This window comes from Burkholderia sp. BCC1972, assembly GCF_905339605.1.
Taxonomy (GTDB): Bacteria; Pseudomonadota; Gammaproteobacteria; order Burkholderiales; family Burkholderiaceae; genus Burkholderia.
Map to the genome: position 1 here is coordinate 332,503 of NZ_CAJPGH010000003.1, position 26,433 is coordinate 358,935.

The 26,433-nt window shown below is 67.6% G+C and carries 23 protein-coding genes; 5 read left to right on the forward strand and 18 right to left on the reverse strand.

Annotated elements, in window-relative coordinates; all coding sequences use genetic code 11:
* Window positions 1-324: 324 nt before the first annotated feature.
* A complete protein-coding gene (locus U5798_RS07165; protein ID WP_124447255.1) occupies window positions 325-1,242 on the reverse strand; it encodes a metal-dependent hydrolase in 918 nt (305 codons plus the stop codon).
* Window positions 1,243-1,825: 583 nt separating this feature from the next.
* Here U5798_RS07165 and U5798_RS07170 point away from each other — a divergent pair.
* Window positions 1,826-2,167 (forward strand): FKBP-type peptidyl-prolyl cis-trans isomerase, encoded by a 342-nt coding sequence (locus U5798_RS07170; protein WP_006479474.1) that lies wholly within the window; start codon window positions 1,826-1,828, stop codon window positions 2,165-2,167.
* 25 nt (window positions 2,168-2,192) lie between these two features.
* Window positions 2,193-2,966: an AraC family transcriptional regulator gene (locus U5798_RS07175; RefSeq protein WP_322081649.1), complete on the forward strand. Its 774-nt coding sequence runs from the start codon at window positions 2,193-2,195 to the stop codon at window positions 2,964-2,966.
* 61 nt (window positions 2,967-3,027) lie between these two features.
* On the opposite strand, the gene U5798_RS07180 is transcribed toward U5798_RS07175, so the two are convergent.
* Window positions 3,028-3,471, reverse strand: coding sequence for a GNAT family N-acetyltransferase (locus U5798_RS07180; protein ID WP_322081650.1), 444 nt, complete (start codon window positions 3,469-3,471; stop codon window positions 3,028-3,030).
* A gap of 144 nt (window positions 3,472-3,615) precedes the next feature.
* On the opposite strand from U5798_RS07180, the gene U5798_RS07185 reads away from it, so the two are divergent.
* A complete protein-coding gene (locus U5798_RS07185) occupies window positions 3,616-5,055 on the forward strand; it encodes an MFS transporter (RefSeq protein WP_322081651.1) in 1,440 nt (479 codons plus the stop codon).
* A 141-nt stretch (window positions 5,056-5,196) separates the two neighbouring features.
* On the opposite strand, the gene U5798_RS07190 is transcribed toward U5798_RS07185, so the two are convergent.
* Window positions 5,197-5,667 (reverse strand): helix-turn-helix domain-containing protein, encoded by a 471-nt coding sequence (locus tag U5798_RS07190; RefSeq protein ID WP_322081652.1) that lies wholly within the window; start codon window positions 5,665-5,667, stop codon window positions 5,197-5,199.
* Between the two features lie 154 nt (window positions 5,668-5,821).
* Here U5798_RS07190 and U5798_RS07195 point away from each other — a divergent pair, with 154 nt between their 5' ends.
* A complete protein-coding gene (locus U5798_RS07195) occupies window positions 5,822-7,057 on the forward strand; it encodes an MFS transporter (protein ID WP_322081653.1) in 1,236 nt (411 codons plus the stop codon).
* Window positions 7,058-7,186: 129 nt separating this feature from the next.
* Here U5798_RS07195 and U5798_RS07200 read toward each other — a convergent pair whose 3' ends face one another.
* The 10 genes from U5798_RS07200 to U5798_RS07245 form a co-directional block, all read right to left on the reverse strand.
* Complete coding sequence (locus U5798_RS07200; protein ID WP_322081654.1) at window positions 7,187-8,353, reverse strand: glycosyltransferase family 4 protein; 1,167 nt, start codon at window positions 8,351-8,353, stop codon at window positions 7,187-7,189.
* Window positions 8,353-9,537 carry a glycosyltransferase family 4 protein gene (locus tag U5798_RS07205; RefSeq protein WP_322081655.1) on the reverse strand — a complete coding sequence of 395 codons (1,185 nt, stop codon included), beginning with the start codon at window positions 9,535-9,537 and terminating at the stop codon, window positions 8,353-8,355. Before U5798_RS07205 ends, U5798_RS07200 begins: the two co-directional genes overlap by 1 nt.
* Window positions 9,534-11,000 carry an O-antigen ligase family protein gene (locus U5798_RS07210; protein WP_124446417.1) on the reverse strand — a complete coding sequence of 489 codons (1,467 nt, stop codon included), beginning with the start codon at window positions 10,998-11,000 and terminating at the stop codon, window positions 9,534-9,536. Before U5798_RS07210 ends, U5798_RS07205 begins: the two co-directional genes overlap by 4 nt.
* A 10-nt stretch (window positions 11,001-11,010) precedes the next feature.
* Complete coding sequence (locus tag U5798_RS07215; protein WP_124446415.1) at window positions 11,011-12,147, reverse strand: glycosyltransferase family 4 protein; 1,137 nt, start codon at window positions 12,145-12,147, stop codon at window positions 11,011-11,013.
* Window positions 12,148-12,169: 22 nt separating this feature from the next.
* The gene (locus U5798_RS07220; RefSeq protein ID WP_322081656.1) at window positions 12,170-13,129 is read right to left on the reverse strand and encodes a glycosyltransferase family 2 protein; all 960 of its coding nucleotides are present in this window, start codon (window positions 13,127-13,129) and stop codon (window positions 12,170-12,172) included.
* 65 nt (window positions 13,130-13,194) lie between these two features.
* Window positions 13,195-15,420: a polysaccharide biosynthesis tyrosine autokinase gene (locus U5798_RS07225; RefSeq protein ID WP_322081657.1), complete on the reverse strand. Its 2,226-nt coding sequence runs from the start codon at window positions 15,418-15,420 to the stop codon at window positions 13,195-13,197.
* 50 nt (window positions 15,421-15,470) lie between these two features.
* Window positions 15,471-16,673: a polysaccharide biosynthesis/export family protein gene (locus tag U5798_RS07230; RefSeq protein WP_409364402.1), complete on the reverse strand. Its 1,203-nt coding sequence runs from the start codon at window positions 16,671-16,673 to the stop codon at window positions 15,471-15,473.
* Window positions 16,652-17,095: a low molecular weight protein-tyrosine-phosphatase gene (locus tag U5798_RS07235; RefSeq protein ID WP_027791027.1), complete on the reverse strand. Its 444-nt coding sequence runs from the start codon at window positions 17,093-17,095 to the stop codon at window positions 16,652-16,654. The genes U5798_RS07230 and U5798_RS07235 overlap by 22 nt, the downstream gene beginning before the upstream one ends.
* Before the next feature lie 30 nt (window positions 17,096-17,125).
* The gene (locus U5798_RS07240; protein ID WP_124446408.1) at window positions 17,126-18,538 is read right to left on the reverse strand and encodes a UDP-glucose dehydrogenase family protein; all 1,413 of its coding nucleotides are present in this window, start codon (window positions 18,536-18,538) and stop codon (window positions 17,126-17,128) included.
* Window positions 18,539-18,615: 77 nt separating this feature from the next.
* Window positions 18,616-19,989: an undecaprenyl-phosphate glucose phosphotransferase gene (locus tag U5798_RS07245; protein WP_124446406.1), complete on the reverse strand. Its 1,374-nt coding sequence runs from the start codon at window positions 19,987-19,989 to the stop codon at window positions 18,616-18,618.
* Between the two features lie 428 nt (window positions 19,990-20,417).
* Between U5798_RS07245 and U5798_RS07250 the strand changes: the two genes are divergently transcribed.
* Window positions 20,418-21,944 (forward strand): mannose-1-phosphate guanylyltransferase/mannose-6-phosphate isomerase, encoded by a 1,527-nt coding sequence (locus U5798_RS07250; RefSeq protein ID WP_322081658.1) that lies wholly within the window; start codon window positions 20,418-20,420, stop codon window positions 21,942-21,944.
* A 123-nt stretch (window positions 21,945-22,067) separates the two neighbouring features.
* Here U5798_RS07250 and U5798_RS07255 read toward each other — a convergent pair whose 3' ends face one another.
* The 5 genes from U5798_RS07255 to U5798_RS07275 form a co-directional block, all read right to left on the reverse strand.
* Window positions 22,068-23,009, reverse strand: a complete 942-nt coding sequence (locus U5798_RS07255) for a transposase (protein ID WP_124447251.1) — start codon at window positions 23,007-23,009, stop codon at window positions 22,068-22,070.
* Window positions 23,010-23,394: 385 nt separating this feature from the next.
* Complete coding sequence (locus U5798_RS07260; protein WP_124446402.1) at window positions 23,395-23,604, reverse strand: hypothetical protein; 210 nt, start codon at window positions 23,602-23,604, stop codon at window positions 23,395-23,397.
* Window positions 23,605-23,733: 129 nt separating this feature from the next.
* A complete protein-coding gene (locus U5798_RS07265; RefSeq protein ID WP_124446400.1) occupies window positions 23,734-24,315 on the reverse strand; it encodes a DUF3501 family protein in 582 nt (193 codons plus the stop codon).
* A 30-nt stretch (window positions 24,316-24,345) separates the two neighbouring features.
* Window positions 24,346-25,683, reverse strand: a complete 1,338-nt coding sequence (locus tag U5798_RS07270; RefSeq protein ID WP_322081659.1) for a heterodisulfide reductase-related iron-sulfur binding cluster — start codon at window positions 25,681-25,683, stop codon at window positions 24,346-24,348.
* A gap of 123 nt (window positions 25,684-25,806) precedes the next feature.
* Window positions 25,807-26,229 (reverse strand): rubrerythrin family protein, encoded by a 423-nt coding sequence (locus U5798_RS07275; protein WP_006497294.1) that lies wholly within the window; start codon window positions 26,227-26,229, stop codon window positions 25,807-25,809.
* Window positions 26,230-26,433: the final 204 nt, after the last annotated feature.

Genomic DNA, 26,433 nt, shown 5'->3' on the forward strand with positions numbered 1-26,433 from the left:
TCGCGCGCGAAGGGGACGCTGTCATGAACGGTATATCGATGCGGCCGGCGGGCGACTAGATGGGTGTTATCCCTGTGGCGCGTGCGGCAAGAACCCGGAGCGGGACGGCGCACCGCGCGCAAACCCGCGCCGGTGCTGGCGCGCGGCGTTTGCATGTGATGCGGCTACGCAGGATCGGGACGCCGGCGCGGGTGCACGCGCCCCGTCGGCCGCGCACGCCGGCGGGCGTGCAATCGTTTCCGGTCGACTTCCGCCAATCGTCACAGGAAGCCCGCTGATGCGGGAACGCAACATGCGCCGCGCATCGCCGCGCGGCGCGTCGTGTCAGCGGCCCGACGCGAGCGATGCCGGCGCATTCGCGCGGCCGCGTCCGGCAGGTGCGCCGCCCTTTTCGCCGTAGGTGGCGGCGAGCGCGTCGACGCGCGCAAGATGGTGATGGTTGTCGTGATCCCACGGATGGAAGCCCGGCCGGAAAAAGCTCAGCCATTCGCCCGCGATGCGCGGGAACAGGCCGCGGCGCGGCCCGTACAGGAACGCGATCATCCGCAGCATGCCGCGCACGTGATGGCCGGCGCCGCGATCGCGCCACAGCAGCGTCGCGTGCATCAGGAACACGGTCGGCCAGAAGGTCAGCGTCGTCAGCAGATACACGCCGATGCGGATCAGGTAGCGGCGCAGCCCCGGCTTCATCGCGGCATTCCACACGTCGAACGACACGGCCTTGTGCTCGGTTTCCTCGAGCGCGTGCCAGATCCACATCTGGCGGTAGCCTTCGACCGAACCGTCGAGGCGCGTCGGGTCGCGCAGCAGCCAGTCGGCGAGCATCGCCGTGTAGTGTTCGGCCGCGACCGTATGCGCGAGCTGTACCGAATGCGGCAGCTTGCGCTTCATGAAGGCGAGCACCGTCCACACGCGCTTGTCGAGCTTGCGCGCGGGCAGGCGGTTCGCCTGCATCAGCTCGTTGTATTCGATGTGCTCGCGCGTATGCATCGCCTCCTGGCCGATGAAGCCGAGCACCTGCTGCTTCAATACGGGATCGTCGATCCGGTCGCGGTAGTTGCGCACCGAATCCATGAAGAAGCGCTCGCCGGCCGGAAACAGCAGCGACAGCGCGTTGAAGAAATGGGTCACGTGCGACCCGAGGCCATGCCAGTCCTTCGCGCGTTCGACCGGCAGGTCGAAGCGCAGGTCGCGGCGCACCGGCATGATCCCGGCTGCGGTGGCGGAAGCGGCTGACTTCATGTTCATGGTTCTCCTGGTTCCGAGGCGGCCCGGCGCATCATCCGACGCGGCCGGCGCACGCCCGGGCGGCGCGTCGCGCACCGCCAAAATCCTGACATCGACAGATGTAAAGATAGGCCGCCCGCGCCAGCGCGTGCAAGCCGCGCGGTAGATGCGCGCTTCCAAACGGGGCACGGTCGAAAAGGCGGAAAAAACGGCGCTCGAACGGCGCCGGGACCGGCCGCGATTCGAACGCGCGGGCTGGGCGGCACGTGATGCACGACGCCCGGCCGCATGCCCTGTCGGCTACCTGAAAGCCCCGTGGGACGGGCATTTCGCGGTATCCGGCGCCGGCCGGACGCGATACGGCCGGCGGCCCCGGCAACACCGATTCATACGTGCGGCGCACTCGCCTGGTGCAACGGCGATCGCATGGCTCGCGAAAAATTCAAACGCGCGTTCCAATCGTGTTTCGGGCGACCGCAGGCAAGGCGGTCGGTCGACGCTGCCGATCCGCACGCAGCGGCACAAGAACCACGCGCGCCGACCCGCTGCGCGCTCGCCTACAATAGCGGTTTTACGTAACGCTCTTTCAGGAGAAGTCATGTCTGTCATCACGACCGAATCGGGCCTCAAATACGAAGACCTGACCGAAGGCACCGGCGCGGAAGCGCAAGCCGGCAAGACCGTCAGCGTCCACTACACGGGCTGGCTGACCGACGGTCAGAAATTCGATTCGAGCAAGGACCGCAACGACCCGTTCGCATTCGTGCTCGGCGGCGGCATGGTCATCAAGGGCTGGGACGAAGGCGTGCAGGGCATGAAGGTCGGCGGCGTGCGTCGCCTGACGATCCCGCCGCAACTCGGCTACGGCCCGCGCGGCGCAGGCGGCGTGATTCCGCCGAACGCGACGCTCGTGTTCGAAGTCGAACTGCTCGACGTCTGATCGCGCACCCGGCCGCTTCCTTCCGATGGCACGCATTGCCTCCCCCGCCATCGCGCTGCGCCGCTACGACACGTGCGAAGCGTCGGACGTGCACGACTTCCACCAGGTCGTGCTCGGCGTCGATGGCGCGATGGTGATGGCGGTGGACGGGATCGGCCAGCGCATCGACCGGCACGCCGCCTGGCTGATTCCGGCCGGCGCGCGCCATGACTACGCGGGCCTCGGCGACAATCGCCAGCTCGTGATCGACCTGCCCGCGGCATCGCTCGCGGTGCCGCAGCGGCTGTTCGACCATGCGCGCGCCGTGTCGATCGACCCGGCGCTGACGTCGCTGGTCGCGCAGGTTGCAGCGGCCGCCGCGCAACACGATGCGCCGGCCGGCGACGCACGGCACGCAGCCGCGCACCGGTTCCAGTGGCAGGCCGCCGCACGCCTGTGCGACGCATTGCTCGACGACGCCGGCATCGCCGCGCCCGCGTCGGGCCTCGATTTCGCGCGCATCGACCGCTGGCTGCGCGCGCGGCTCGCGGAGCCGCTGCGCATCGCCGATCTCGCCGCGCACTGCGGCTACGGGATGCGCCGGTTTCATCAACTGTTCGTCGATGCATTCGGCGAAACACCGCATCGCTACCTGCAGCGGCTGCGGCTCGACGCAGCGGTCGTGCTGCTCGCCGACGGCCGGCATCCGCTCGTCGACATCGCGGGCACGGTCGGCTTCGCTGACCAGAGCACGTTCACGCATGCGTTCACGAAACGCTTCGGCGTCGCGCCCGGACGCTGGCGCGGCGAACGGCATTGAGCGGCCAAGCGGTACCGGTTTTCCCACGATAGCGGATGAGGCGCTCGCTCGCGCCGTGGCGTCACGACAGGACAAGCTTCGACAGCCGCTGTCCGTCCCGCGTGAAACCGTACCGCGCGTAAAAGCGGTGCGCATCGAGCCGATGGTCGCCGCTCGTCACTTCCAGTTTCACGCACCCTGCTGTCTCGAACCACACCTGCGCCGCAGCGATCAGCACACCGCCGACACCCTGCCCGCGACAGCGCTCGTCGACGACCAGACTGGTGATGCGCCCGAGATTTCCGGGTGCATGAAACAGCGCAAGCGCATGCAGGCTGATGCAGCCGACCACGCTGTGCGCGATCGTCGCGACCAGGATACGGTCGACCGCACTCGGCAGCAGTGTCGCCAGCTTGGCGCGGATCATCGCGGGTGTCGCATCGTAGCCGAGCTGTTGCATCAGCCTTGCAATGTCGGCGTGATCGGCAATCTGCGCGTCGCGCGTCGTCAGGTTCGAGGGAGTCATCCGGATGGGCCTGTCGAAAGTCGATGTGTGCCGTGGCATGCATGATCAGCCGCATTGCCATGTTAATCGCCATGCACCGGCCGTGTATCGACGCTTCACCTCCCGCTGAAACATCGCCGGTCCGTCGCATCCTACGATGGATGCATGGATACGACCACACCGCCTCCCGCTTTCCCGCCCGCGCTGGCACGCGTCGTCGCGGCCGTCAGCATCGGTTTCGTCGTCACGCAGCTCGACGTGACGATCGTCAACATCGCGCTCGCGCATCTCGCAGCCGACCTGCATCTGCCGGTCGCCGGCCTGCAATGGGTCGTCGATGCATACACGCTCGCGTTCGCGGTGCTGATGCTGTCGGGCGGCGCGCTCGGCGACCGCTTCGGCGCGCGCCGCCTGTACATCGCAGGCCTCGTGCTGTTCGCGCTCGCGTCGCTGGCCTGCGGCGGCGCCGTCACGCCCGCGATGCTGATCGCGGCCCGCGCGCTGCAAGGCGTCGGCGCCGCGGCGATGCTGCCCAATTCGCTCGCGCTGCTCAACGGCGCGTGCCGCCACGACCCGCACCTGCGTGCCCGCGCGGTCGGCGGGTGGACGGCGGCCGGGTCGATCTCGATCGCGGCCGGCCCGGTGGTCGGCGGCCTGCTGATCGCCGCGTGGGGCTGGCGCGGCATCTTCCTCGTGAACCTGCCACTGTGTGCGGCGGGACTCGCGGCCGCGTTCGCGTGGGTGCCTGCGCGCCGCGAACAGAGCGCACCATCCCGCTCCACCCGCTCGCTCGACCTGCGCGGCCAGCTCGTCGCGATCGCGATGCTGACCGCGCTGACCGGCGCCGTGATCGAATGGCGGCCGCTCGGCTTCGCGCATCCGGTCGTGGCCGGCGACTTCGCGTTCGCGGCGCTGGCCGCGCTCGCCTTCGTCGCGGTCGAATCGCGCACGGCCACGCCGATGCTGCGGCTGTCGCTGTTCCGCCATCGCACCTTCAGCGCGACCGTACTGTTCGGGATCTGCGTGAACCTCACGTACTACGGCACCGTGTTCGTGCTGGCGCTGTACCTGCAGCGTGCACGCGGCGAATCGGCGTGGCAGGCCGGCCTCGCGTTCCTGCCGCTGACGGGCGGCTTCCTGCTGTCGAATCTCGCGAGCGGCCGCGTCGTCGCGCGTCACGGCCCGCGCGTGCCGATGCTGGCCGGCGCGCTGGTCGCCGCGCTCGGCTACGGATCGCTGCATTTCGTCGACGCATCGACGCCGCTCGCCGTGCTGCTCGTGCCGTTCCTGCTGATTCCGACGGGCATGGGGTTCGCGGTGCCCGCGATGACGACGGCCGTGCTCGCGTCGGTCGCGCCCGAGCGAGCCGGCATCGCGTCGGCAGTGCTGAATACCGCGCGACAGGCCGGCGGCGCGATGGGCGTCGCGGCGTTCGGCGCACTTGCCGGCGGCGGCGGTGCATCGCAGGTCGTCAACGGATTGCGGATCGAAACGGCCGTGTCGGTCGCGCTGCTGCTCGCGGCCGCGCTGCTCGCGACCCGCGTGCGGGGCGATGCGCATCACGGCGCACCGCGTTCGCATCAGCCGATGCCGGCGCACGATTGAGCGTCGCCGGGGCCGTGGATCCGGCGCCGCAGGTCGAGCAGCCGCCGATGATCGGCGGAATCCAGCGGATGGGTCATGGCGATGCGGCTCCGGTCAACGACGATCTCGGCAGTCCAGCCGACCGGCCGCCGCGCATCGCGCTCACCGCCGCGCCACACCCGCCTCGTCGTCGATCTTCTTCACGACCGTGTCGGCCGCCTTCACCGGCCGGCCGTCGTCGTGCCGCAGCGCGAGCTTGCGGATCGCGCGCCCCGTGCTGCGGTCGACCAGCACCGAATGCGGCTCGCCGCGTGCGAACAGGTTCGCCTCGCCCCACTGCCGCAGCATCACGATCACCGGAAACAGCCCCTCGCCTTTCTTCGTCAGCGCGTACTCCTGATACGCGGTGCCGTCCGACGCCGGCACGACGTCGAACACGCCGGCATCCACCAGCATCTTCAGCCGGTCGGACAGGATGTTGCTCGCGACGCCGAGGCTCGCGCGGAAATCGCCGAAGCGGCGCACGCCATCGAACGCATCGCGCACGATCAGCAACGCCCAGCGATCGCCGACGATATCGGTCGCCCGCGCCACCGGGCACGGGGAATCCGCAAGACTTTTCTGCCTGGCCATGTTCCTCTCCGCAATCGTGCCGGCCGCCCGCGCAGCGGCATCGGCGCATCCGTGCGCGAGCCCGTCGCCCGCCGCACAACAAGTTGCATTTTAAAACTACTTTTCCTACACTCACACTAGTTTCAATTTGCAACTAGTCTGCGTGAGGGACCCCATGGAGTCTTCGTGTCATTCCGGCACCGTTGCATCGAACGTGCCGACATCCGCGACGCATCCGGCCGAGGGCGGCGGCCTGTCGTCGGCGCGCATCGCGCTGCTGGCCGTCTGCTGTGCGGCGAGCGTCGCGAACGTCTACTACGCCCAGCCGCTGCTCGATTCGATCGCGCGCGATTTCGGCGTGCCGCAGGCCGCCGTCGGCGGCGTCATCACCGCGACGCAACTCGGCTGTGCGCTCGCGCTGCTGTTCGTCGTGCCGCTCGGCGACCTGCTCAACCGCAAGCGCCTGATCGCCGTGCAGCTTCTGCTGCTGACGGCAGCCTGCATCGGCGTCGCCTTGTCGTCGACACGCATCGCGCTGCTGGCGGGGATGGTCGCGGTCGGCCTGCTCGGCACCGCGATGACGCAAGGGCTGATCGCATGCTCGGCAGCGCTCTCGGTCGCAGGCGAACGCGGGCGCGTGGTGGGCGCCGCACAAGGCGGCGTGGTGGTCGGGCTGCTGGCCGCGCGCTCGCTGGCCGGTGTCGTCACCGACTTCGCGGGCTGGCGGGCCGTCTACCTCGTGTCGGGCGCGCTCGCGATCGCGATGCTCGTCGCATTGTCGCGGCTGCTGCCCGACACGAACGGGCCGCGCGAGCGCATCGGCTACGTGGCGCTGCTGCGGTCGATGGTGTCGCTGTTGCGCGATGAACGCGTGCTGCGCGTGCGCGGTGCGATCGCGCTGCTGATGTTCGCGGCATTCAGCATCTTCTGGAGCGCGCTCGTGCTGCCGCTGAGCGCGCCGCCGCACGCGATGTCGCATACGCAGATCGGCGCATTCGGCCTCGTCGGCGCGCTGGGGGCCGCGGCCGCCGCACGCGCCGGCCGGCTCGCCGATCGCGGGCGCGGCGAAGCGACGACCGGCGCCGCGCTCGCGCTGCTCGCATGCTCATGGCTGCCGCTCGCGTTCGGCGACACGTCGATTGCATGGCTGATCGTCGGCATCGTGCTGCTCGACGTCGGCGGGCAGGCCGTCCACGTCGTCAACCAGAGCATGATTCTCGGCGCGCGGCCCGATGCGCACGCGCGCCTCGTCGGCTGCTACATGCTGTTCTACTCGGCCGGCAGCGGGCTCGGCGCGATCGCGTCGACGATGATGTATGCGCGCGCCGGATGGACGGGCGTCTGCGCGCTTGGGGCCGTCGTCAGCGTGGCCGCGCTCGGCGTATGGGCCGCGACGCTCAGGCGCGCGTGATGCGCGCCGGCGATCGGAGTCGAACGAAAAAAGCCGGCCCACCCTCGTCGGGCGGCCGGCTCGCGGACCGGCCATGTGCATGCGCCGGTCCGGTTTCGGGTTCGGCGCGCAGGTGGCGCGCCGCGGCGTTCAGCCTGCCGCCCGGATCGCCTCTTCGTACACGCCGGCGACGCGTCGCGCGATCACCGCGTTGTCGAAATGATCACGCGCGTAGCGCTTGCATGCGACCTCGTCGGGCAGCGCGATCGCACCCGACAGTGCGCCGCCGAGCCCTTCCGCGATCGCAGCCGCGCCCGTCGACGGCAGCACGAGATCGTTCGACAGCCCGGCGACCGCCTCCGGCAGCCCGCCGACCGGCGTCACCAGCACGGGCGTGCCGGACGCGAGCGATTCGACGGTGATCAGCCCGAAGCCCTCGAGCGCGACCGTCGGCACGACGCTGACCGTCGCCGCGCGGTACAGCGCCGCGAGATGGTTGTCGGGCACGAAGCCGAGCAGCTTCACGTTGTCCTGCAGCCCGGCATCGTCGATGCGCTGCTGCAGTTCCTCGCCGATCTTGCCCTTGCCGGCGATCAGCAGCAGCACGTCCGGGTGACGGTGCTTGACGAGGCCGATCGCGTCGATCAGGTCCTCCAGCCCCATGCGCCGCACGAGCCGGCGCACGGCCAGCACGATCGGCCGGTCCTGCGGCAGTTGCAGCTTGTGCCGTGCCTCGGCGGGCGTGAGCGGCGTATCGAACTGCGCGGTATCGACGCAACCGGGAATCACGCGCACGCGTGACGGATCGATGCCGTAGCGATTCGTCAGGATCTGGCCGAATGCCTGCGACAGCACGATCAGCCGCGACGAGCGCGTATAGACGGCCTGTTCGAGATAGCGCTTCGCGCGCTGCCCGAGCGTCGCAGCGCCCTCGACCTGGCTTTCGTCGGCCCACGGGCCCTGGAAGTGCGACACCTGCGGAATCCCGCGCGTGACGTCGAGCCCCGGAAACGTGTACAGCGCGAAGTGCGACGAGATCACGTCCGGCCGTTCGGTGCGGATCTCGTCGCGCAGCGCGCGGCGCGCGGCGAGCATCCGGCGCGCGAGCGTCTCCGTGGCGGGACCGAAGCCCTGGATCGCGCCGCCCGTGTCGTCGGCGACCTTCGGCGAGCCGGCGACGAGCCCGCGCACCTCGACGCCCGCGCCCGGCAGCGCGCCGACGAGCGAGTAGTACATCCGGTCGAGGCCGCCCGCGCGTTCGGGGAACCAGTGCATGCCGATCTGCAACGATTTGATCGGCCGGGAAGTTTGGGACATCACGATTGCTCCTGCGTGACTGCATGCTCGACCCGCTCGAAGGCGGACGGCTGCGTGGGTTGGCCGATGCGCCGGTAAAGCGCGACATACTGGGCACCCATGTGCGCCCAGCCGAAACGGGTCATCAGTTCGCGGGCCGCGTCGCCCATCGCGCGACAGGTGTCGCGCGACACCGCGAGCGAGCCGATCGCCTGCGCGAGCGCGACCGGATCGTCCGGGTCCTCCAGCACGATCCCGCATTCGCGCGTGATGATTTCCGCGCCGCCCGCCGTGCGCGCGGTAACGACCGGCAAACCGGCCGCCATCGCTTCCAGCAGCGACAGGCTCATCGCTTCGTAGCGCGACGGAAAGACGTAGGCGTCGACCGAGCGCATCAGCGTCGGCATGTTTTTCACGAGACCGAGGAAATGCACGCGCGAATCGATGCCGAGCGCACGCGCCTCTTCCGGATACGGGCTGCCCGGCAGATAGCCGGCCACCGCCAGGTGCACGTTCGACGGCAGTTTCGTCAGCGCCTTCAGCACGGTGCCGAGGTTCTTGCGCGGCGTGCGCAGGTCGCCGACGAACAGCAGCAGGAATGCGTCGTCCGGCAGCTTGAACGCCGCACGGTCGGCCTGCGCACCGGCGAACGCGCTGCCGTCGACGCCGTTGTAGATCACACTGATCTTGCTGCTGTCGATGCCGAGCCCGGCGATCTCGTCGGCCACCTTCTGCGACACGGCGGTGATCGCGCGCGAGCGCTTGTACGCCCAGCGCTCGAGCGTGGTGTTCACGCGCGTATAAACGTACTGGTAAGCCGACCAGATGCCCTTCGTCGGCCCGAACGGATAGTACGGACTCTTGAACCAGCCGCCGTGCACGAAGTGCGCGGTATTCACGTCGGCCTTGATCCACGAGATGAAGCCGTTCACGTGCAGCACGTCGTATTCGCTGCGGTGCGCGCGCAGCCAGGCCGCGCTCTTCAGCGCGAACACCTGCTGCTTGACGAGATTCGACGGCCAGAAGCCGCCGACCTTCACGGGCACCCAGCGCACGCGCGGGTCGGCCAGCAGCTCGGGCGCGACATGCGACGCGACCAGCGTGACCTCGTAGTTCTCGGCCAGCGCCGCGCGCGCGATTTCGTAATTGACGCGGCCCTGCCCGTCGTTATGTCGCACGACGTGCGTGACGATCGCGATTCTCAATGGTCGCCTCCCCGTGAACGCGCGGCGGCCAGCAGGCGTTGTGCCTTTTGCCAGTGCGCCGCGGCAAGTATCGAAAAAATGGCTGTGAACATCAGCAGGCCGCCCGTGCCGATCAGCGAGTTCGTGAACACGAGCATCGCGAAGGTCGACAGGCACAGGCTCAGGCACGCGCCGACGAACTTGTCCTTGCGCAGCTTGAATGCCGCGCGCAGCGTGCGGCCGAACAGCATCACGACGCCGGCGAGGTACAGCAGCGTGCCGGGCCAGCCGAGCACGAACGGCACGTTCATCACGCCGCTGTCGAAGCTGCCGTACTTGCCGAGCTCGCCGCTGTCGCTCGACAGCTTCGTGGACGCGCCCGTCGCACCCATCCCTTCGCCGGCGACGTCGGTAAACGCCGTCTGCGCGAAGGTGGCGTAGAACTTGTTGCGGTCGTCGTAGCTGCGGTCGTCCTTCAGGTTCGTGATCGACTGCAGGCGCGCGCCGAGACGGTCGGCCACCGGCCCGACGGTCAGGAGCGGCACGCAGAGCCCGACCAGCACGACGCCGCTGATCAGGATCCGCATCCGCAAGCGGTTGTTCGACTGCGCGAGCTGGATCGCGAGCGCGATCACCCAGCCGCCCCACGTCGAGCGCACGAGACACAGCGCGAACGACACGAAGCCGGCCGCCCCCGCGAACCAGCGGATCTTCTGCGGCGCGGCGAATACGAATACCAGCGCGCCCATGATCGCGAACGCGAACGGCCCGGACGAGTTCATCGTGCTGAACACGCGCACGCCGTACGGCACCGGCTCGCCCTGCGAACCCATGTCGGACCCGATCATCCACAGCACGTCCCACTGCGGCATCACGAAGTACTGCACGACGCCGTACAGGCCCATCACGAGCATGCCCCACATGAACGTGGAAAGCAGCACGTCGCGGTACTCGGGATAGTCGCGTGCGTTGACCATGATGTGGAAGCCGATCAGCACCGGGTACACCCAGTTCGCCAGGTCATAGGTCGCGGCCATCACGCCGCTCGACACGATCCCGACGAGATACGCATATGCGAGCCCGAACAGCATCAGCAGCACGGGAATCCCGCGCCGCTGCGCGAGCACGCGGTAATGCCGAATCAGCCCGAAGCCGGCGATCATCGTCACCGCGAGCGGCGCGACCTGGATCAGGCTCGTCGGCGTGAACGCGCCCTTCGACCAGTCGGCAAGCCGCCGCACTTCCGGGCTCAGGAACCACACCCACCACATGAAGCCGACGTAGCGCGCCGGGCTCTTGAAATACAGCCAGATGCCGACCGCGATGGCCAGAACCGGGAACGCGAGCGTCAGCACCCTGCCCTGGTGTACGGCGATCAGCGCGGCGGTAAGGGACCACAGCGCAGCCTGCCCGACCCAGTGCTTCGGCTCGGGCAGCCAGCTGCGCGTGCGCGACGAGGTGCGTTCGGCGGCAATCGTACTCATCGATCCGCTCTCACCGCGACGACGGACGCGAATCCGCGAGCGGCATCGCCACGCCCGCGGCCGCCGGCGTGCGGCGCCGGCGCAGCATGTCGCGCGTGATCCGCACGTGCTGCTCGGCGAACGCCTGCGTGGTCAGGTCGCGATCGCGCAGGCACGCGGCGGCGGCCTGCGCGCAAGCGAGCGCCGCCACCGGATCGGCGACGAAACGGTCGGCGGCCTGGCGCATCGCCTGTGCGTCGAACGCCGGTACGTACGCGGCCGTATCGTGCGGGAAGTAGTCGCTGAGCCCGCCGACGTCGGACACGATCATCGGCTTGCCGACGGCCGCCGCCTCGAGCATCACGGTGATGCCCGACGCATGGAAATTCGGCCGCAGCGGCACGACGATAACGTCGGCCCACGCGTACAGCTCGTGCTGCTTCGCGAGCCCCGACGCCGAGCCGATCTTCACGTTCGGCGCATGCCACTCGCGCGGCACGCGGCGGCGCGTCGCGAGCCGCACGTCGTAGCGCTCGTCGCCGCCGAACGCGGCGAGGAACGTGCGCCAGTCGCGGTCGCGATCGTTGCCGATCGCCGCGATCCGCAGCGGCCGGTTCGGCTTCCATTGCTGCGGCTCGGTCAACGGGAAATCCTGCGTGTTCAGCCCGTAGTAGACGAACTCGGCTTCGCGTCCCAGATAGCGGCGGCACAGGTCGGCGTTGTCGCGCGCCAGCGTGGTCAGCGCGTCGGCGCGGTTGAGCAGCTTGCGGTACAGCCAGCGGCGCGGGCCGCCGAAGCTGCCCCACTTGTCGAACAGCCACACGCTCTGCGCGAGCAGCAGCGGGCGCTTGCCCTGCGCACCGGCGAGCTTCAGCACCAGCGAGGCCGCCAGGTGCTCCTGTTCCGTGTGCGTCCAGATCACGTCGGTGTTCAGCAGCGCGGCGCGGTTGCGCCAGGCATGCACGATGTCGAAGCCGAGCGCCGCCTTCAGCGCGCGACGCGCGAGGCTGGCGACGCGGTTCTCGCCGCCGTCCTGCGAATAGGTCAGCCGGAATTCGTCGGATTCGGCATGGTGATAGCCGTACAGGCAGCCGATGTTCTCGCCTTTCCGGTAGGTACGCGGATCGGCGCCGTAAAACAAATGGACGTGAACTTTCGTTGAAGTCATGCGAGCCCTCCGGGGGTGCCGTTCAAGACGTCACCGGCGGCATCGCCGCGCGGTGGGGGGCAAGGTTCGCGCGGCGGGCGTCGCGCGCGCCGCGGCGCACCGCGCGCCAGTGCTCGAGAATCCGCTCGCGCTTCGCCGTAGGCAGCGACAGCAGCAGATGCGCGACGCCCGGGTAGACGCGCGTGCCGACCAGCGTCCACCACCACCAGGCAAGCTCGCGCCGCAGCGGCGGCAGGTGCTCGCGCAGGATCAGGTGCATGTTGTACGCGCCGTTGCTGATCGCATTCAGCGACGCGGCATCGCGCCGGTCGTCGTCGAAACGCTCGGCCGGAAAATGATCGACCGCGATCGCCGGGTCGTAGACGAGCTTCCAGCCGTCGCGCTGCACGCGCATGCTGAAACCCATGTCGTTGTGCACCTGCGCACCGGCGCCGCGCAGCCGCGTGTCGAAGCGCAGCCGCTCGATCGCGGCGCGGCGGTAGCTCATGTTCGCGCCTTTCAGCATGTCGACTTCGCGTGCGCCGCCGACGCCGAGATGATGATTGCCGACGATCTTGCCGGACAGCGTGAGCTGGCCGACGAGCTCGCGCGATTCGTCGAGCACGCGGCCCTTCTCGTGGACCCAGTCGCGCCCGCCGACCGCGCCCACGCGCGGATCGGCCTCGAAGACCGATTCGATGCGGGCGAGCCAGTCGGGATGCGGCGCCGCATCGTCGTCGGTGATCGCCACGATGTCGCCGTGCGCGGAGTCGAGCCCCTTGTTCAGCGCGGCGACCTGCCCCGGCACGTCGACCGGCACGATGCGCAGCGGCAGCGCGCCGCCGACCGCCGGATCGGCGAGCCGCTCGTGCGTGGCGTCGTCCTCCGGGCGCGCGACGACGATCACCTCGTCGGGCAGCCGCTGCTGCCGCTGCAGCGCCAGCAGGCAGCGCGCGAGGTCGGCGGGACGCCGGTAGGTCGGAACGAGCACGGAAATTTTCATCGATGGTTTCTCCAGTCGGCCGGGCGGGCAGCACGCGCTGCCTGCCCGGTTACGCACCAGGTGGGTCAGGCGCTCAGGTATTCATGCACGGCCGCATAGCCGCGGCCGTAGCCGCGCGCCTTCGGCGGCACGCCGTTGAAGATCCCGCCTTCCAGGTCGACACCCGCGGTGCGCAGGCGCTTGATCGCATCGGCGATCTCGCCTTCGGTATGCATGCCCGAGCGCAGCACGAGGAACGTCGAGCCGGCCATGCGGCCGATGATCGTCGCATCGGTCACCGCCAGCACCGGCGGCGAATCGATCAGCACGACGTCGTAGCGCTTGCCGAGCCCTTCGAGGTATTGCGGCAGGCGCGACGACATCAGCAGCTCCGACGGGTTCGGCGGACGCGTGCCGGCCGCGATGAACGACAGGCCCTGCACCGGCGTTTCGCGGATCGCCTCCTCGAGCGGCGACTGGTCGCTCAGCAGCTCGGACAGGCCCGGCTGCGCGGTGAGGCCGAAGTAGCGGTCGAGCAGGCCGCGGCGCATGTCGGCGTCGATCAGCAGCACGCGCTTGCCCGAATGGGCGAGCAGCACCGCGAGGTTGACCGTCAGGAAGCTCTTGCCGATGCCGGGCGTCGGGCCCGTCAGCACGATCACGCGGTTCTTCGCGTCCATCATCGCGAACTGCATCGCGGTGCGCAGGCTGCGCAGGCTCTCGACGCTGAGATCCTTCGGACGCAGGCTCGCGAGGATCGGCCGGGCACGGCTGCCGCCCTTCTCGGCCTGCGCGTCGAGCTTCACCTGCTCGGCGCTCTGCGGCACCAGCCCGTACAGCGGCAGGTTGAACGCGCGTTCGATGCGGTCCGGATCCTCGATGCCCTGGAACAGGTTGCGGCGCAGGAACACGACGCCCGTGCCGAGGATCAGGCCCAGGAACACCGCCGCCGACAGGATCAGCACCTTCTTCGGCTTGACCGGATCGCCCGGACGCAGCGCCGAATCGATGAGGTGGATGTTGCCGCCCGTGCCGGCCTTCTGCACCGACAGCTCCTGCACGCGGTTCAGCAGCAGCACGTAGATGTCCTCGGCGACCTTCGCGTCGCGCTGGAGCTGGACGGCCTTCACTTCGGTGGCCGGCAGGCTGCGGAAGCGGTTGCTGAACTTGTCCTTCTCGCCCTGCAGTTCCGCGAGCTGCTGCTTGGCCGCGATCACCATCGGGTGCGAATCGGTGAAACGCTGCGCGAGCGACGCGAGCTGCAGGCGCTGCGCGGCGATCTGCTGTTCGTACTGCACGCTGCCTTCGAGGTAGACCTTCGCCTCGTCGCTCGCGTTGATCGAGCCCGACGTGCGCTGGTACTGCGTCAGCGCGGCTTCCGCGCGCTCGAGGTCGGCCTTCAGGCGCGGTTCCTCGCCCTTCAGGAAGTCGAGCATCTTGGTCGCTTCGGCCTGCTTCGCGACCACGTGCTGGTTCAGGTACGACTGCGCGAGCGCGTTCGCGATCGCGGCGGTCTGGTCCGGGTCCTTGCCTTCGAGCGAGATCTGCACGACGCCCGTCTGCTTGCCCTGCTCGGTCACCTGGATGCCGGCCTGGAATCCGCTGATCGCGTCGAGATCGTTGTAGCGGACCACCGTGAACTGCGTGCCGGGGCGCGCGACGAGGTTCTTCACGAGCAGCGTCACGCCGCCGCCCTGCGCCGCTTCGCCGACCTGGCCCGATAGCAGCCGCTTGCCGTTCGCGTCGACCAGCGAATAGGTGCCGTTCGGGCCGGCCGTCAGCGTCAGCTTCTTGCCTTCGAGCGCAGGCTCGACGTTGATCGTGTCGACGTCGGCGACTTCACCGCCCCACGCATACGATTTCAGGCCGAGCCACGGCCGCGACGGCGTGCCCGGCGTCGCGAGGCGTGCCGCGAGGCTGCCGATCACCGGCAGCGTCTTCGGCGCGACCGAGAAGTTCAGCTTGAACTGCTCGACCACCGGCGCGACGACGCCGCGGCTCTTGATGATCTCGATTTCCGCGTCGGTCGGCGCCTGCTGCGGGCCGCTGTTGATCATCGCGCCCGTCTGCGTCTGCGTGAGCGCCTGCGACGTGTTGTCGTTGCCCTCGACGCGAACGTGCACATCGGCCTGGTAGACCGGCTTCGCGATGAAGCAGTAGAGGCCCGCGAGCGCGACGACCGTCACCGCGATGCCGAGCAGCAGCCAGATGTCGTCCATGATCACCTGGAGCAACTGGCCGAGGACGACGTCCTCTTCCTCGGTCTTGGCGGACAGATCCGCGTAGGAGTGTTTCGCTTGCGTGTTCACCATTCGTTCCCGCTTGAGTGGTGCCGGGGCGGAGGCGCCGCCCCGGCGGGCTATCAGCGCGTGATTTGCCGCATGTAGAAGATCGTCTGGATCGTCGGCAGCACCTGCTGCAGCACACGGTTGAACTGCACCGAGCCGGCCGTGCTGACGTAGACGACGTCGAGCGGCTGAAGCGGGAAGCGGCTCGACAGCATCAGCGCATCGGGCTGCGTCATGTCGAGGCGGTACACCTCAGGCTTCGTCGGGTTGTCGCGCATCCCGCGCATCACGTAGATCTTGCGCGGGTTCGCGTCGGTGTCGAGGATGCCGCCGCCCGCGGTCAGCGCGTCGGCGATGGTCAGCCTGCCCTTGAGCATCGGCACCGTGACCGGCGTCTTGACCTCGCCCATGATGAACACGCGACTGTCGCTGCGGTCCGGCACGTTGACGATGTCGCCCGGCTGCAGCATCACGTTCTGCTTCACTTCGCCACGATCGAGCACGCCGTTCGCGTCGAGCGTGTAGAGCTTGCCGTCGCGCGTCAGGCGCACGCGCTGCAGGTCGGCCTCGTTGGTCGAGCCGCCCGAGCGCGAGATCGCGTCGACGAGCGTCAGCGGCACGTCGCTCACCGCGAGCGGGCCCGGCTGCTTCACCTCGCCCGTCACCTGCACCTTCTGGCTGCGGAACGACAGCACGCGCACGTCGAGCTGCGGATTCTTCACGTAGCGCGACAGCGTGGTGGCCATCTGCTCGCGGATCTGCGCGACCGTCTTGCCGGCCACCTTGATGCGGCCGACGAACGGGAAGAAGATCGTGCCGTCCGCGGCGACCGTCTGGCCGTACGGATCGGCCTGGCCCGGCAGCGCGGTCGTATACGGCTGCTGCAACGCGCCCGCGACCGTCTGCGTCGTGTTGCCGCCGCTCGAGAACGACTGGCCCTGCGGCGTCGTCAGCTCGGGGTGGTCCCACACGGTGACGCCGAGGATGTCCTGCGGGCCGACGCGGTACACGTACTCCGACGGATCGGTATAGCGTCCCGGCGGCAGCGGATGGTCGACCTGCGCCTTCTGCAGCTGGTCCATCACCACTTTGGCGTCGATGTAATGAACCGGATAGGTTTCGGCGGCTTGCTGCCGGCCTTCGTCCTTCAGGTTCGACGAATCGAGGTAGTTGCCGGGGGCGGTCGCACAGGCTGACAGGAAAGTCGTCAGCGCGACGGCAAGCGCCACCGGGCGCATTGGGCGCATCGGGCGTTTCAGCATAGTTTCTGTAGCCATCCTTGAACCAGACGTTCGATCAGTGAGTAGCTCTCGCGGTAATCGGCCTCGGGGCCGCCGTGCGGGTCGGCAATCTCGGCCCCTTCCCACTTGCCGAGCAGGTGGACCTTGCCGCGCGCGAACGGATCGACCTTTTCGACGGCCGCAATCTGTCCGCGCTCGCTGACGAGAATCAGGTCGGCGTCGCGCACGATCCGGCGCGACAGCCGCCGTGAGCGATGGGTCGTCGCATCGACGCCCCGCTCGGCGAGCAGCTGCCGCATCACCGGATCGATGCCGTCGCCGTCATTCGCATGCACGCCGGCCGAGTGGAACGTCGGACGCGGGCCGCCGCGCGACGCGGCGTGCGACTTGAACAGCATCTCCGCTGCCGGGCTGCGGCAGACGTTCGCGTGGCAGACGATCAGGATGTTCCGGAACATGGCGTCTCGTGGCGAGTGACGGGAAACGGGTTACGCGCTGGCGCGCACGGCGCCCGGCACGCGGGCGGCGACGGCCTGGCGCGAGCCCGGCCGGCCGATCGGGTGGTATTCGATGCCCTGCTCGCTCATCGTCTCCGGCTCGTACAGGTTGCGGCCGTCGAAGATCACCGGCGACTTCCACAGGCGGCCGAGCGCGACGAAGTCGGGGCTCTTGAAGATCTTCCATTCGGTGACGATCACGAGCGCGTCGGCGTCGCGCGCGGCCTGCGCCTCGTCGTCGACGAAGGAGAGGCGTTCGAGCCAGCTCGGGTGATCGGCCAGGTCGAGCGCGATCACGCGGCGCGCTTCCTGCTGCGCGACCGGGTCGTACGCCGCGATGCGCGCGCCGCGCGACAGCAGCTCGGCGATCAGCTCGCGGCTCGGCGCTTCACGCATGTCGTCGGTGTTCGGCTTGAACGCCAGGCCCCAGATCGCGAACGTGCGGCCCGTCAGGTCCTCGCCGAAACGCGCGACGATCTTGTCGGCGAGCACGCGCTTTTGCGTCGCGTTGACCGACGACACGGCCTTCAGGATCTGCAGCGCCTGCCCGTGCTCGTCGGCCGTGCGGATCAGCGCCTCGACGTCCTTCGGGAAGCACGAGCCGCCGTAGCCGCAGCCGGCATACAGGAAGTGGTAGCCGATGCGCGGATCGGAGCCGATCCCGCGGCGCACGGCCTCGATGTCGGCACCGAAGCGGTCGGCGAGGTTCGCCAGCTCGTTCATGAACGAGATGCGCGTCGCGAGCATCGCGTTGGCCGCGTACTTCGTGAACTCGGCCGAGCGCACGTCCATGTACAGCGTGCGTTCGTGGTTGCGGTTGAACGGCGCGTACAGCTTCTTCATCAGCTCGCGGGCGCGTTCGCCCGGCACGTCGTCGTCGCAGCCGATCACGATGCGGTCGGGACGCGTGAAATCGTCGACGGCCGCGCCTTCCTTCAGGAATTCCGGATTCGACACGACCGAGAACATCTGGTCGCCGCCGCGCTTCGCGAGTTCCTCGGCGACCGCCGCGCGCACGCGCTCGGCCGTGCCGACCGGCACCGTCGACTTGTCGACGATCACCTTGAAGCCCGTCATGTAGCGGCCGATGTTGCGCGCGGCCGCGAGCACGTACTGCAGGTCGGCCGAGCCGTCCTCGTCGGGCGGCGTGCCGACCGCGATGAACTGCACGTCGCCGTGCGCGACCGCGGCCTCGACGTCGGTCGAGAAGCGCAGGCGGCCGGCCGCACGGTTGCGCGCGATGACTTCCTTCAGGCCCGGCTCGTGGATCGGCACGCCGCCGTTGTTCAGGACGTCGATCTTTGCCTGGTCGACGTCGAGACAGAACACGTCGTGCCCGATGTCGGCGAGACATGCGCCGGTGACAAGACCTACGTAACCGCTGCCGATGATAGTCAGATTCATGATGTGTCGGACCTCGTGACCAATGATTCGAAATTCGTAAGACCGGAATGCCTGCGTGGCGGTGCCGGACGTCGGTATCAGTACGCGTTGCTGCCGGTGAAGCCTTTCCAGAGCGTCAGCACGACGATCTTGATGTCGAGCCAGAACGACCAGTTCTGCATGTAGTACAGATCGAGCTTCACGCGTCCCATCATCTTCTCGATCTGGTCGGTCTCGCCGCGATAGCCGTTGATCTGCGCCCATCCGGTGATGCCCGGCTTGATCCGGTAGCGGAACATGTAGCCCTTGACCAGATCCTTGTAGATGTCGTCGTGCGCGAGCGCATGCGGACGCGGGCCGACGACCGACATCTCGCCCTTCAGCACGTTGATGAACTGCGGCAGTTCATCGAGGCTCGTGCGGCGCAGGAACCGGCCGACCGGCGTCACGCGCGAGTCGTTCTTGGTCGCCTGCGTGACCTGCCCAGCCACTTCCTGGTGCACCTTCATCGAGCGAAACTTGTAGATCTCGAACTCGTGCCCGTCGATGCCCTTGCGCTTCTGGCGAAAGAACACCGGCCCGCGCGACGTCAGCTTGATCAGGCCCGCGATCAGCACCATCACCGGCGCAAGCGCCGTGAGCGCCGCCAGCGCGAACAGCCGGTCGAACACGAACTTCGGCAGGATCCGCACGTCGGTGATCGGCGACGCCGCGAGGTTGATCGCCGGCACGCCGAGCACCTCGACCACTTCCTGGTTGAAGAACGACAGCGTGCGCACGTCCGGGATGAAGCGGATGTTCACGAAGTCGTGGCGGAACACCGTCACGATGTGGTGGATCCGGCGCTCCTCGGTGATCGGCAGCGTGAGCCACAGCTCGCTGATCGCGCGGCTGCGCACCAGCCACACCAGCGATTCGAACTGCCGCTCGATGCGCACGTCGTCGAGCGCCACTTCGCCCGGCACTTCGCTTTCGTCGTACACGCACACCGGGTTGAAACCGGCTTCCGGCCGCGCCCGCATCTGCGCGATCAGCCGCCGCGCCGCCGGCGTACCGCCGACGATCGCGACCGCCTTCAGGTTGTAGCCGCCGCGGCGCAGTTGCCGCAGCACGACGTGCACGCAGGCCTTCGAGCCGGCGAGCAGCGCCATCGTCACGAGCGCCCAGTAACCCAGCCACAGCCGCGACAGGTCACCCGACTGGTGAAAGCTGAAGCTCAGCAGGATGCCCGCGAGCTCGACCAGGAGCCACGCGAACACGACCCGCCCCACCAGCCCGACGAGACGCTTGCCGCGCCAGGACTGGTAGATGCCGAATGCGGGAAAGCACACGACGACGAGCAGGCAATCGAACAGCATCATCGTGCGCTGCAGGTCGTTGAGCCAGATGCTGCCGCCGTGCAGCGCGGCGGCGATCAGCGCCCCCGCTACGACCATCGCGATATCGATGACTCTCGCCAGCACGCTCAACATGTCTGCTTCCTCTTTGAACAGGCGTTTGCCGAACAGCTCCTCGTGCGACCCGTGCCGCACACTCGATTCAAACGTTGCATGACGCTATTGAAGCGACAAGAAAATTCCCCCTCAAGCGCACAAGTATTTCGAAAAATAATCGGAAATACTTGCCGCGATCTTTTTGAATTAATTCGGCACGTTTTCCCGAATCGGTCGAAAATCGAGAAGTTTTCGGAAACTTTACGGTCGCCGCCAGCCCTTTGCAGGCAAGCCATTGACAACAATGCGCGGAATTATTTTTTATTTTTTTATTTGCAACCGATGCTAGCGCGGAAAATTTTTCCTGGTGAATGCCCGATGAATATCAGGCAATGGTCCCGGTTTTATTGTCGATTTACTTCATGCTACAACGACAGGCACTGACTTCAACCGTGGAGAGTGCCATCATGAATGCTCCGGCCGTGGCAGCCGAAACGCGCCATGCTTCTTCCGCCGCCCCCGCCACCGGCACGCGCCTCGCGGTGCAACCGGTGATTCTTGCCGGCGGCTCCGGCACGCGTCTGTGGCCGATGTCGCGCGAACGTTTTCCGAAACAGCTCATTGGCCTGCTCGGCGATCATTCGCTGCTGCAGTCAACCGCACTGCGCCTCGACGGCCTCGAGGCCGTCCATCCGCTGAACGACGACGTGCTGATCGTGTGCGGCGAGGATCATCGCTTCACGACCGCCGAACAGCTGCGCCTGACCGCCAAGCGCGCGACGATCATGCTCGAGCCGCTCGGCCGCGACACCGCGCCCGCGCTGACGCTCGCCGCGCTGCGGCTCGTCGCCGACGGCAACGATGCGGTGATGACCGTGATGCCGGCCGACCATGCGGTCGCCGACCTGCCGCGCTTTCACGCAGCAGTCGCGGCCGGCGTGCACTGCGCCGCGCAAGGCAAGATCGCGACGATGGGCATCGTGCCGAAGCACGCGGAAACCGGCTACGGCTACATCCGCGTCGGCGCGCCGCTCGGTGACGCCGCGACGGGCAGCCTCGACGTGCGCCGCCTCGACCGTTTCGTCGAGAAGCCGCACCTCGAACTCGCCCAGCAGTACGTCGCGTCGGGCGAATACTGGTGGAACAGCGGGATCTTCATCGTGCGCGCGTCGGTCTGGCTGAAGGCGATCCACCAGCTCGAACCGGCGATCTACGCCGCGTGCGAACAGGCGGTCGCACAAGGCAGGGACGACGGCGATTTCTTCCGCGTCGATCGCGACGCATTCGCCGCTTCGCCGTCGAACTCGATCGACTATGCGGTGATGGAGCCGCTCGCGAGCCTGCCGCAACTGTGCGAGAGCGTCGTCGTGCCGCTCGACGCCGGCTGGTCGGACGTCGGTTCGTGGGACGCGATCTGGCAGATCTCGCCGAAGGACGATGCGGAGAACGTCGGCCGCGGCCACGTGCTGTTCGAAGGCGCCGAATCGACTTTCGCGCATTCGGAAAGCCGGCTCGTCGCCTGCGTCGGCACGCAGAACCTCGTCGTCGTCGAAACGCCCGACGCCGTGCTCGTCGCGGACAAATCGCGCGTGCAGGACGTGAAGAAGATCGTCGGACGCATCAAGGCGCAACGCGGCGCGGAAGCCACCGATCACCGCAAGGTGCACCGCCCGTGGGGCCACTACGACTCGGTCGACATGGGCGAGCGCTTCCAGGTGAAACGCATCGTCGTGAAGCCGGGCGCGCAACTGTCGCTGCAGATGCACCACCACCGCGCCGAGCACTGGATCGTCGTGCGCGGCACCGCGCGCATCACGCGCGGCGACGAAACGTTCCTGCTGTCCGAAAACGAATCGACGTACATCCCGCTCGGCGTCTCGCACCGCCTGGAGAACCCGGGCAAGATGCCGCTCGAACTGATCGAAGTGCAATCGGGCGCATATCTCGGCGAGGACGACATCGTCCGCTTCGACGATACCTACGGCCGCCAGTGATGCATCAAACGCCGGAAGCGCTGCCGTCGTGGCAGCGCTCCCGGCAACGCGGCCATGGAGAGACTGGGCAACTGCGCGGACGTCGTGGCACACGGCGGCCCGCGCATTGCATCGACACCGCGATCAACCGACGCGATACGCGTACTCGCGACGTTCCGACTGCACGGGATCGTTGCGGCTTTCGGACATCGCGCCCGCGTGACGCTCGGCGATGAAGCGCTTGATGTCCGATTCCGCACGCGCCAGCGCGGACAGGCCGACCAGCACCTCGCTTTGCGGCTCGCGCGCCGGCTCGTCGCTCGCGCCATGGCGATCGATCCACTGGCGCGCCCAGTCGAGCGCGAACTGCTCGGCTTCCTCGGCATCGGTGAAGCGCGGGCCGATGAGGCCCGAGCGCTCCACGCGCCGGTCGCCCTGCGAGATCTCGGCCCACGCGCGATACATCAGGTTCTGCACGGGCTGCGCGATGCCGCTGATCGTATAGCCGCGATACTCGTCGACTTGCGGTTCGGCCGCGGCGAAGCTCGTCGCCGATGCGCGTGCATGGCGCAACTCGGCCGCCGGCGCCCCGGGCACCACGAACGATGCGTCGGACCGGTCGATCACCGCATCGACCTGCATCGCGCTGATCGACGCACCTTCGCCCTCCCAAACGTTTGCCTGCGCAACCGGCAATTGCCACGACTCGGGGTTTTGCCAGAACACGCCGCGCAAGCGATCGTTGTCGGGCACGGGCTCCGCGCGACGCGCAGGCACTGCCGCCTCCGGCGGCGGCGGAATATACGCGAACGTGCGCCCGCTGAACTGGGTCAGTACGTCGATCATCTTCAGCAGCGTGCCGTTCGCCAGCCACTCTTCATAGCGGCGACGGCACGTCGGCCCGGACGGATAGCGGCCGGGCAGCTTGGACCAGGCTTCACCGGTCGTCAGGATCCACAGCACCGCATTCGCGACGACGCGCGGTTCGGCGCGTGGACGCCCACGACGGTTCAGCCGGATGGGTTCATCGGCGATCAGCGTTGAAAGACGAACCCACTCTTCATCGTTAAGCTCATCGAAGAACATAGTAGATCTCTCCACGCAGCCAGGCCGGGCTGCGATTGGCGGCGCCTTCGCGACACAATCGCGTCGCCCGGCGGCCAGGTTGCACATTATGGTTATCCGGTGTTGTGCATACCGGGCGACACCGCACTTTCACGGTGCCGCAATTCCCGGCAATGGCGCACAAGTCACGGTCTCACTCCAATGTGGGAATTTTTGTGCACGAAGCATACCATCCTCAGGGTTTATCTCAATATGACAATGACTTAATGTTACGCACTGAAACATCCAGCCATTGATGCGCAATCTATTTACGCTTGAATTTTTTTGCGAGATCTTTATGCCCGCCGCTGCAAAGGCCCGTCTGGCGGGGCTCCGCGGGGTATGAAGAATGGCCTGAAATAAGCTGTTACAGGCTGATCCGGCCCTTGTCGGCAACAATCGCAAGAATTGCTGCCGAAAATCGGTAAATCAGGGAAAAAATCGTAACAAGATATTCACGAATCGGTAAATCATTCAATTCCCGTTCGCTTTGATTATCTCCGTGCACAATCTTTTTATTGTTTCTCTGCGAGTGATGAAAGCGCGGTGACGCGCGATGCACGGTATGTCCCCGCATGCAACCTCGTGACGCCTGTTACATTTTCGCGGCGACACGCGCGCGGCCATGCCGCCCGGCGAGCGGAAATCCTGTTTCGGGTCGGAACGGGAAGGCTGAAACCGGCGCCCGGGACCCACGGCGGTCGCGTCAGCGCAGATCGCCGGCCAGCGATGCGGCCACGTCCGCGTCCACAAGCTGCGGCGGCATCGCGTAGGCCGGGTGATCGCAGCCGATCGACAGCGCCGCCCCGCCCTTGAGCGCCGCGCGCATCGGCGCGTCGAGTTCGAAGCGCACGAAGTGCACGGCCGACGTTTTCTCGGCGGTATCGCGCTCGAGATCCTCGTCGGCGATCGCATAGACGCTCGCATGCCCGTCGACCTGCACGTACACGCGATCCTCGACACCGATCAGCCGTGCGAGCGCCGCACGCCGCTCGGCCTCGTGCTCGTATTCGATCTGCATCGTCGCCTTCAGGTTGGTGCCGTCGGGTATCAACGGCAGATACGCTTCCAGTTCGCCCTCGATGCCTGCCTCGTCGAAAATCTTCTCGATGTGCAGCATCTCCTGGATCTGATAGCGGATCGTCGTCTCGTCCTCGAACAGGAAGCGCAGGTGATTGCCGAGCGCCACCGCGCGGCGGCGCTTGTACGCGACGAGCCGTGCGTGTTCGGCCCGGCGGATCTTGGCGTACGCCTCGAGCGTCAGCAGGGAGTCGCGGGTCAGCGTCATGAGCAGTCCTCGTGGGTGGCGGGCCTCGAATCAGATCCCGTACGCGCGGCGCAGCAGCGTGAGCGGATGCGCGAGCGGCGCGGACGGCAGCCCCTTCTCGTCGATGCCCTGCACGATGTGATGGCCGGCCAGCGCGCAGTCGGACGACACGACATCCGGTTGCGCCTCGGCCATCGCCTTGAACACGGGCGCGCCGATCCGCATCGCGTCCGCATGGAATTCCTTCTTCACGCCGAACGTGCCCGCATGGCCCGAGCAACGCTCGACGACGTTCACGCGCGTATCGGGCACGAGCGACAACGCGTCGGCCGTCTTGCGGCCGATGTTCTGCACGCGCGCATGGCACGGCACGTGATACGACACGGTACCGAGGCCGGTCGTGAAATCGGTCTTCAGCAGCCCGTCGCGATGCCGCGCGATCACGTATTCGAACGGATCCCAGAATGCGTCGGCCACCGCGCGCACCGCCTCGTCGCCGGGGAACATCAGCGGCAGCTCGCTCTTGTACATCAGCACGCAGCTCGGAATCGCGCCGATCAGCGCATAGCCTTCGCGCGCATAGCGTTCGAGCACCGGCATGTTCACGGCCTTCTTCGCGGCGACGCCGTCGAGATTGCCCTGTTCGAGCAGCGGCATCCCGCAACAGGCTTCGCGCGTGACGAGTTCGTACGGGATGTCGTTGTGCGCGAGGATCGCGAGCAGGTCGTGGCCGATGCCGGGTTCGTTGAAATTCACGTAGCACGTCGCGTAGATCGCGACCTTGCCGGGCGTGCGTTCGCCGTCGCGCACGGGCGGGTTGTCCGAGCGCTTCGCGCCGCGCCGGAACGTGCGCGGCGCGAACGCCGGCAGCCATGCGTTGCGATCGACGCCGAGTGCCGCTTCGAGCGCGTGGCGGGCGGGCGGCGTGCGATTCACCGCGTTGACCGCCTGCGTGACGATCGGAATGCCCGCGAAATGACCGAGCGCATCGGTGTTCGACAGCACCTTGTCGCGCAACGCCACTTCGCCGCGCCGGTAGCGTGCGGCCTTGCCGCGCAGCATCAGGTGCGGGAAGTCGACGTTCCATGCGTGCGGCGGCACGTACGGGCATTTCGTCATGTAGCAGAGGTCGCACAGATAGCACTGGTCGACGACCTTGCCGAACGCTTCCTTCGGCACTTCCTCGATGTCGCCCATCGGCGTGTCGTCGACCAGGTCGAACAGCGCCGGGAACGCGCCGCACAGCGACACGCAGCGCCGGCAGCCCGCGCAGATGTCGAACACGCGCGTCATTTCCGCATCGATCGCGGCCTGGTCGTAGAACGCATCGGACTGCCAGTCGAGCGGATGCCGGGTCGGGGCTTCGAGACTGCCTTCCTTGTGGGGCATGGGGGCGCTCCAGCGTGGCGCGCATGCGCGCGAGCGCGCCGCCCGCGCACTGCGAGCAGCGGTGAACGAACAGCCGGCCGCATGCCGGTCGCACGGCGATGCCGTGCGGCCCGCGGCGGCCCGTCAGTCGACGAGACTGTCCAGCGCCTTCGTATAGCGGTTTGCGTGGCTGCGTTCGGCCTTCGCGAGCGTTTCGAACCAGTTCGCGATTTCGTCGAAGCCTTCGTCGCGGGCCGTCTTCGCCATGCCCGGATACATGTCGGTGTATTCGTGCGTCTCGCCGGCGATCGCCGATTCGAGATTCAGCCGCGACGAACCGAACGGCAAGCCCGTGGCCGGATCGCCGACGGCTTCCAGGTATTCGAGATGGCCGTGCGCATGGCCGGTTTCGCCTTCGGCGGTCGAGCGGAACAGCGCGGCGACGTCGTTCTGCCCTTCAACGTCGGCCTTCGAAGCGAAATACAGATAGCGCCGGTTCGCCTGCGATTCGCCTGCGAATGCGGCCTTCAGGTTCTCTTCGGTCTTGCTGCCCTTGAGTTGAGCCATTTGCGCCTCCGTTCGAGTCGGCGCGGCCGCGTGCGAAGCCGGGCCGATGATGTATGTGGGGAACGATGCGTGCGCCGCGGCGCACGCATCGTGCTCTTCAATCTAGGCGCTCGCGTTCGCATCCCCCAATAGGCTTTTTCAATGCGCGCGATAGCGTCGGGCGGTGTCAGGCAGTGCCAGGCGAGACGCGGGTGGTGTCGGGAC

Bases quoted from the DNA above. Each gene is read 5' to 3' on its own strand.
- U5798_RS07210 (WP_124446417.1), bottom strand. From the start codon at position 11,000: ATGAGTACGATTGCCGCCGAACGCACCTCGTCGCGCACGCGCAGCTGG.
- U5798_RS07245 (WP_124446406.1), bottom strand. From the start codon at position 19,989: ATGTTGAGCGTGCTGGCGAGAGTCATCGATATCGCGATGGTCGTAGCG.
- U5798_RS07200 (WP_322081654.1), bottom strand. From the start codon at position 8,353: ATGTCCCAAACTTCCCGGCCGATCAAATCGTTGCAGATCGGCATGCAC.
- U5798_RS07175 (WP_322081649.1), top strand. From the start codon at position 2,193: ATGGCACGCATTGCCTCCCCCGCCATCGCGCTGCGCCGCTACGACACG.
- U5798_RS07230 (WP_409364402.1), bottom strand. From the start codon at position 16,673: ATGGCTACAGAAACTATGCTGAAACGCCCGATGCGCCCAATGCGCCCG.
- U5798_RS07185 (WP_322081651.1), top strand. From the start codon at position 3,616: ATGGATACGACCACACCGCCTCCCGCTTTCCCGCCCGCGCTGGCACGC.
- U5798_RS07255 (WP_124447251.1), bottom strand. From the start codon at position 23,009: ATGTTCTTCGATGAGCTTAACGATGAAGAGTGGGTTCGTCTTTCAACG.
- U5798_RS07170 (WP_006479474.1), top strand. From the start codon at position 1,826: ATGTCTGTCATCACGACCGAATCGGGCCTCAAATACGAAGACCTGACC.
- U5798_RS07235 (WP_027791027.1), bottom strand. From the start codon at position 17,095: ATGTTCCGGAACATCCTGATCGTCTGCCACGCGAACGTCTGCCGCAGC.
- U5798_RS07215 (WP_124446415.1), bottom strand. From the start codon at position 12,147: ATGACTTCAACGAAAGTTCACGTCCATTTGTTTTACGGCGCCGATCCG.
- U5798_RS07180 (WP_322081650.1), bottom strand. From the start codon at position 3,471: ATGACTCCCTCGAACCTGACGACGCGCGACGCGCAGATTGCCGATCAC.
- U5798_RS07260 (WP_124446402.1), bottom strand. From the start codon at position 23,604: ATGCGGGGACATACCGTGCATCGCGCGTCACCGCGCTTTCATCACTCG.
- U5798_RS07165 (WP_124447255.1), bottom strand. From the start codon at position 1,242: ATGAAGTCAGCCGCTTCCGCCACCGCAGCCGGGATCATGCCGGTGCGC.
- U5798_RS07270 (WP_322081659.1), bottom strand. From the start codon at position 25,683: ATGCCCCACAAGGAAGGCAGTCTCGAAGCCCCGACCCGGCATCCGCTC.
- U5798_RS07225 (WP_322081657.1), bottom strand. From the start codon at position 15,420: ATGGTGAACACGCAAGCGAAACACTCCTACGCGGATCTGTCCGCCAAG.
- U5798_RS07275 (WP_006497294.1), bottom strand. From the start codon at position 26,229: ATGGCTCAACTCAAGGGCAGCAAGACCGAAGAGAACCTGAAGGCCGCA.
- U5798_RS07250 (WP_322081658.1), top strand. From the start codon at position 20,418: ATGAATGCTCCGGCCGTGGCAGCCGAAACGCGCCATGCTTCTTCCGCC.
- U5798_RS07220 (WP_322081656.1), bottom strand. From the start codon at position 13,129: ATGAAAATTTCCGTGCTCGTTCCGACCTACCGGCGTCCCGCCGACCTC.
- U5798_RS07195 (WP_322081653.1), top strand. From the start codon at position 5,822: ATGGAGTCTTCGTGTCATTCCGGCACCGTTGCATCGAACGTGCCGACA.
- U5798_RS07190 (WP_322081652.1), bottom strand. From the start codon at position 5,667: ATGGCCAGGCAGAAAAGTCTTGCGGATTCCCCGTGCCCGGTGGCGCGG.
- U5798_RS07240 (WP_124446408.1), bottom strand. From the start codon at position 18,538: ATGAATCTGACTATCATCGGCAGCGGTTACGTAGGTCTTGTCACCGGC.
- U5798_RS07265 (WP_124446400.1), bottom strand. From the start codon at position 24,315: ATGACGCTGACCCGCGACTCCCTGCTGACGCTCGAGGCGTACGCCAAG.